Genomic DNA, 6,014 nt, shown 5'->3' with positions numbered 1-6,014 from the left:
TTCCGATGTGGCGGGGTGGGGCTGGCTCCGCGCAGCGGCCGGGCGCGGGCCCGGACCCCGCGCCTCAAACGCCGGCGAGGCTGGGATGTCCCCGGCGTGGCCGGACGCAGAGGGTGGGCCGGGCCCAGGTTTCGGGGCGCCGCCCCGGACCCCGCGCCTCAAACGCCGGCGAGGCTGGGATGTCCCAGGCACAGCCGGAGCGCAAACGGTGGGCCGGGCCCAGGTTTCGGGGCGCCGCCCCGGACCCCGCGCCTCAATCGCCGGCGAGGCTGGATATGCCGGCCCGAGCGCAAGGGTGGGGCGGGGGTGGACCGGGAGGTAGGAGGCATGGTGGTGGGAGGGGAGGGGCTGGTGGGGGGATCGTATGCTCCGGGGATGAGGAACAACGTGGGGGCGGGGCCTTCGGAGAACGGGATGCGGCGGGCGTTGCGGCGGGCCCGCGACGGCGTGGCGCTGGACGTCGGGGAGGCCGCGATCCTGTTGCAGGCCCGGGGGGCCGATCTCGAGGACCTGACGGCCTCGGCGGGCCGCGTGCGGGACGCAGGGCTCGCGGCCGCCGGCCGCCCCGGCGTCATCACGTACTCGAAGAGCGTGTTCATCCCCCTGACCCGGCTCTGCCGGGACCGCTGCCACTACTGCACCTTCGCCACCGTCCCCGGCAAGCTCCGCCGCGAGGGCCACGGGATGTTCATGTCCCCGGACGAGGTGCTGGACATCGCCCGCCGCGGCGCGGCGCTCGGCTGCAAGGAAGCGCTGATCACGCTCGGGGACAAGCCCGAGGACCGCTGGCCCGAGGCCAGGGAGTGGCTGGACGCCCACGGGTACGACGACACCCTCGCCTACGTCCGCGCGATGGCCATCCGCGTGCTGGAGGAGACCGGGCTGCTCCCCCACCTCAACCCCGGCGTCATGTCGTGGAGCGACTTCCAGCGGCTCAAGCCCGTCGCCCCCAGCATGGGGATGATGCTGGAGACCACCGCCACCCGCCTCTGGTCGGAGCCCGGCCAGCCCCACCACGGCTCCCCCGACAAGGAGCCCGCCGTACGGCTGCGGGTGCTGGAGGACGCCGGGCGGTCCTCGGTGCCCTTCACCTCCGGGCTGCTGATCGGGATCGGCGAGACGTACGAGGAGCGCGCACAGTCGCTGTTCGCGCTGCGCCGGATCTCCCGGGCCTACCACGGCATCCAGGAGCTGATCATCCAGAACTTCCGCGCCAAGCCGGACACGGCCATGCGCGGGATGCCCGACGCGGATCTGGACGACCTGGTCGCGACGGTGGCCGTGGCCCGGCACATCATGGGGCCGGCCGGCTGCCTCCAGGCGCCGCCCAACCTGGTCGACAGCGAGTACGGGCGGCTGATCGCGGCCGGGATCGACGACTGGGGCGGGGTGTCCCCGCTGACCCCCGACCACGTCAACCCCGAGCGGCCCTGGCCGCAGATCGACGAGCTGGCCGCCCGGTCCGCCGAAGCCGGCTTCACGCTGCGCGAACGGCTGTGCGTGTACCCGGAGTTCGTGCAGCGGGGCGAGCCGTGGCTGGACCCGCGGGTGCTGCCCCACGTCCGCGCCCTGGCCGAGCCGGAGACCGGGCTGGCGAAGGAGGACGCGGTCGTCGCCGGGCTGCCCTGGCAGGAGCCGGACGAGGGCTTCGGGGCCAGCGGGCGGACGGATCTGCACGCCACCATCGACACCGACGGGCGGACCGGCGACCGGCGCGGGGACTTCGACGCCGTCTACGGCGACTGGGAGGCGCTGCGGGAGGCCGCCGCGCCCGGGATGGTGCCGGAGCGGATCGACACCGACGTACGAGCCGCCCTGCGGCAGGCCGCGGCCGACCCCACCGCGCTGACCGACGCGGAGGCGCTGGCTCTGCTGCACGCCGACGGCCCGGCGCTGGACGCGCTCTGCAGCGTGGCGGACGACCTGCGCCGGTCGGTCTCCGGCGAGGACGTCACGTACATCGTCACCCGCAACATCAACTTCACCAACGTCTGTTACACCGGCTGCCGCTTCTGCGCCTTCGCCCAGCGGCGCACCGACGCCGACGCGTACACCCTCTCCCTGGAGCAGGTCGCCGACCGGGCCGCGCAGGCCTGGGAGGTCGGTGCGACCGAGGTGTGCATGCAGGGCGGCATCCACCCGGACCTGCCCGGCACCGCCTACTTCGACATCGCACGGGCGGTGAAGGAGCGGGTACCGGGCATCCACGTGCACGCCTTCTCCCCCATGGAGGTGGTCAACGGCGCCACCCGGACGGGGATGTCGATCCGGGACTGGCTGACCGCCGCCAAGGAGGCCGGGCTGGACTCCATCCCCGGCACGGCCGCGGAGATCCTGGACGACGAGGTCCGCTGGGTGCTCACGAAGGGGAAGCTGCCGGCCGCCGACTGGATCGAGGTCGTCTCCACCGCCCACGAGCTGGGCATCCGGTCCTCCTCGACCATGATGTACGGGCACGTGGACCAACCCCGGCACTGGCTGGGGCACTTCAGGACCCTCGCGGGGATGCAGCGGTCGGCGCTGGAGAAGGGGGTGGCGGGCTTCACCGAGTTCGTGACCCTGCCCTTCATCCACACCAACGCGCCCGTCTACCTGGCGGGCATCGCCCGGCCGGGCCCGACCGTCCGCGACAACCGCGCGGTGACGGCCATGGCCCGGCTGCTGCTGCACCCGTACATCCCCAACATCCAGACCAGTTGGGTGAAGCTGGGCGCGGAAGGCGCCGCCGAGATGCTGCGCTCGGGCGCCAACGACCTGGGCGGGACCTTGATGGAGGAGACCATCTCCCGCATGGCGGGATCGAGTTACGGCTCGTACAAGTCGGTCCGCGACCTGGTGGCGGTCGCCGAGTCCGCCGGCCGCCCGGCCCGCGCCCGCACCACCCTCTACGGCGAGGTCCCGGAAGAGCGCCTGCGCACCGCCGCCGCCTCGGACGGCCACCTGCCGGAACTGCTGCCGGTACTGGAGTAGGTCCGTACGGGAACGGGCCCCGTGGCCCGACGCCGATGCACCGGGGCCCGGCCGCTGTGTGCGGCCGGGCCCCGGTGCATCCCGGTGCCGGGTCAGCCGAGGAGGAGGTCGCGCTTCAGGTCGGCGAGGGCGTGGTGGTCGAGGGCCAGGCCCTGGTGGGTGTAGTTGCGGAAGGTGCCGAACTTTGCGGTGACCTCGTCGTAGCCGGAGTTCAGGTACTCGGGGCGGACGTCGAGCAGCGGCTTGTAGACGGCGGCCTGGGCCGGGGGCAGGTGGCTCAGGATCGCGTCGTTGGCGGCCTTGCGGTAGTCGTTGCTGGCCAGGTAGTCGGCCGTGACCGTCTCGCGCGGCACGCCGAGGGCGGTGAGCAGGGCGGCGGCGGCCCAGCCGGTGCGGTCCTTGCCGGCGGTGCAGTGGAAGAGGACGGCGGTGCCGGGGGCGTCGGAGCCCTCGATGCCGGCGAAGACCGTGCGGTAGGCGGCCTTGCCGGAGTCCGCGCTGACCATGGTCTTCTCGGCGCCGACCATGGAGGCCACGGCCTCGTCGGGGGTGCGCGGCATGGCGTTGAAGCCGGACTCGCCGAAGACGTCGGCGACGGTGTACTTCACCCCGGCCGGGACGACGTCCGGGTCCTTGTCGCGCTCGCTCTGCATGCGCAGGTCGAAGATGCCCTTGATGCCGAGGCGCTGGAGCTTGGCGGCGTCGTTCGGGGTGAGGTGGTTCAGGGCGTCGGAGCGGTAGACCTCGCCCATCTTGACCCAGTGGCCGTCCGCGGTGCGGTAGCCGCCGGCGTCGCGGAAGTTGACCGTGCTGTCCAGCTTGACCAGGCGGTCGGCCAGGCGCAGGCCCTGGCCGTGGTCGGCCTGGAAGGTGAACCACTGGCGGTCGGCCGCGGGCAGTCCGGTGACCGTCGCCTCGCCGCGGGCGCCGCCGCGGGCGACGACCTTGCCGTGCGCGCGGACCTCGACGCGGCGGACGCCCTCGGTGTCCCACTTCAGGGTGTACGAACCGTCGGCAGCGGCCGTGACGGTCGCGGCGGTGAAGGGGATGGCGGGGTGGTGGCCGTGGTGCGGGTGCGCGGCGGCGGGGGTGGCGGCGAGGGCCAGGGCCAGCGCGGTGGCACCGGCGAGGGTGGTGGCGAGGGCGGCGGACTGGCGGCGGGCGGCTGCGGGCTTCATGGAGGGAACGTTCCGAGCCACGGGCGAACCGTTCCTGAACGCGACGTGGCCGGAAGCGACCGGCCGGATGACGATGTTTGGCAAAGCGTGCCATGCGGGCAATCCGCGGCGAGGCGCTGGCGGGCGGGGCCCCTGGGGCCCCCGGGACCGCGGCGGGACGGTCGCCGGGGTGAACGGACCCGGTCCTCGCGGGGTGGCCGGGCGCGGGCGGATGTTCGGATTCCAGCCGTTCTCCGCTCACCTTCGCGCCGCCGGGCGGACTCCGTCCGATTTCGTTCGATGGTGTCCATTACAGTGCTGCGCCAGAGCCAGTTGGGGGGTTCCGTGAGCTCAGCGACAGTGACCACGTCCACGCCCGTGTGGGGTCGGACGGAGCAGCAGGACTTCCGCAGCCGGGTGCGGGGGGCGCTGCTCGGCAGCGCCATCGGCGACGCGCTCGGCGCGCCGGTCGCCGGGCTGTCCCTGGACGGCATCCGCGAGACCCACGGCCTGGAGGGGCTGACCGAGCTGGCCCCGGCCTACGGGCGGCGGGGCAGCGTGACCGCCTCCACGCAGCTGACCCTCTTCACGGTGGACGGGCTGATACGGGCCCACGTACGCCGCGACACCGGGGCCTGGCACCCGCCGACCGACGTGCACCGGGCCTACCTGCGGTGGGCCGCCACCCAGCACGACTGGGGGCCCGACGAACGCCGCACCGACAACGGCTGGCTGGCCCGCGAGGAATGGCTCTACGCCCGGCGCGGGCCGGACCGGGCCTGCCTGACCGGTTTCGGGGACGAGATCCTCGGCACCCTCGAGAAGCCGAAGAACCCGACGGCGCGGGACGCCGGGGCGACCGTGCGGTCGGCGCCCTTCGGGCTGCTGGTCGGCTGGGAGCCGGCGCTGGTCCTCCAGCTCGCGGTCGAGTGCGCGGCGCAGAGCCACGGGCACCCGACGGCCTACCTGTCGGCCGGGGCCTTCGCGGTCATCGTGCACGGGCTGGCCCGCGGGGACAGCCTGGACGCGGCGGTGCAGCGGGCGCTGGGGATGCTGGGGTCTCGGCCGGGGCACCAGCCGGTCACCGACGCCCTCCAGCGGGCGCTGGGGGCCGTCCGGCAGGGCCTGCCCTCGCCCAAGCTGGTCGAGTCGCTGTCCCCCGGGGACGGGCGGGACGCGGAGGACGCGCTGGCGGTGGCCGTGTACTGCGCGCTGGTGGCGGAGGACCTGCGGCACGGGCTGCGGCTGGCCGTCAACCACGGCGGGGACTCGACCGCGACGGGGGCGCTGTGCGGGTCCCTGCTGGGGGCGCTGTCCGGCGAGACGGCGCTGCCGCCGGCTTGGCTGGCGGAGTTGGAGGGGCGGGCGACGGTGCTCGAACTGGCCGATGACTTTGCCATGGAGATGACGCAGGGGCCGGCGTTGCACGGGCCTGCGGTCGCCTCTCCGGGGTGGCTGGGGCGGTATCCGCGGGGGTGACCCCGCTCGCCCCTTCGGGCCTTGGCCCTGGGCTTGCCCCTCGGGGGCGTGGGTTTGCCCCTCCGGGGCGTGGGGTTGCCCCTGCGGGGCTGGGGCTTGGCCCTGCGGGGCTGGGCTTGCCCCCCGGGGCGTGGGCTTGCCCCTCCGGGGCTTGGGTTTGGCCTTGCGGGGCGTTCGACCTGTCCCTCGGGGGGGGCGGTGGCGGGTGGGGGCCGCTGCGCGGGGCTGGTCCCCTACCCGCCCCTTCCCGAAACCGGTGGGCTCCGCCCCCGGATCCCCCGTTGCCCGGGCGCTGCGCGCCGGGCCTTTCGGGGGCTCCGCCCCCGGACCCCCGCGCCTCAAACGCCGGCGAGGCGCTGGCCGGCCGGGCGGAGGCGTACGCGCTCAAGCGGGCCCCCCGGGTCGGGG

General features: G+C 74.6%; 3 protein-coding genes. 2 read left to right on the top strand and 1 reads right to left on the bottom strand.

Going from position 1 to position 6,014, the window contains the following annotated elements; genetic code table 11:
* Positions 1 to 375 precede the first annotated feature (375 nt).
* Positions 376 to 2,970: a bifunctional FO biosynthesis protein CofGH gene (locus AB0O40_RS37325; protein WP_365050651.1), complete on the top strand. Its 2,595-nt coding sequence runs from the start codon at positions 376 to 378 to the stop codon at positions 2,968 to 2,970.
* A gap of 92 nt (positions 2,971 to 3,062) precedes the next feature.
* Here the strand turns inward: AB0O40_RS37325 and AB0O40_RS37320 are convergent, their stop codons facing one another.
* The gene (locus tag AB0O40_RS37320) at positions 3,063 to 4,148 is read right to left on the bottom strand and encodes a tyrosine-protein phosphatase (RefSeq protein WP_365050648.1); all 1,086 of its coding nucleotides are present in this window, start codon (positions 4,146 to 4,148) and stop codon (positions 3,063 to 3,065) included.
* 324 nt (positions 4,149 to 4,472) lie between these two features.
* Here AB0O40_RS37320 and AB0O40_RS37315 point away from each other — a divergent pair, with 324 nt between their 5' ends.
* A complete protein-coding gene (locus AB0O40_RS37315; protein WP_365050645.1) occupies positions 4,473 to 5,606 on the top strand; it encodes an ADP-ribosylglycohydrolase family protein in 1,134 nt (377 codons plus the stop codon).
* Positions 5,607 to 6,014: the final 408 nt, after the last annotated feature.

This window comes from Streptomyces sp. NPDC089919, from assembly GCF_040684615.1.
Taxonomy (GTDB): domain Bacteria; phylum Actinomycetota; class Actinomycetes; order Streptomycetales; family Streptomycetaceae; genus Streptomyces.
Note: the sequence above shows the minus strand (reverse complement) of the source record. Positions and strands in the feature narration are given on the sequence as shown.

Excerpts from the sequence above, each read along its gene's own strand:
- AB0O40_RS37320 (WP_365050648.1), bottom strand. The coding sequence starts at position 4,148 with ATGAAGCCCGCAGCCGCCCGCCGCCAGTCCGCCGCCCTCGCCACCACC.
- AB0O40_RS37325 (WP_365050651.1), top strand. The coding sequence starts at position 376 with ATGAGGAACAACGTGGGGGCGGGGCCTTCGGAGAACGGGATGCGGCGG.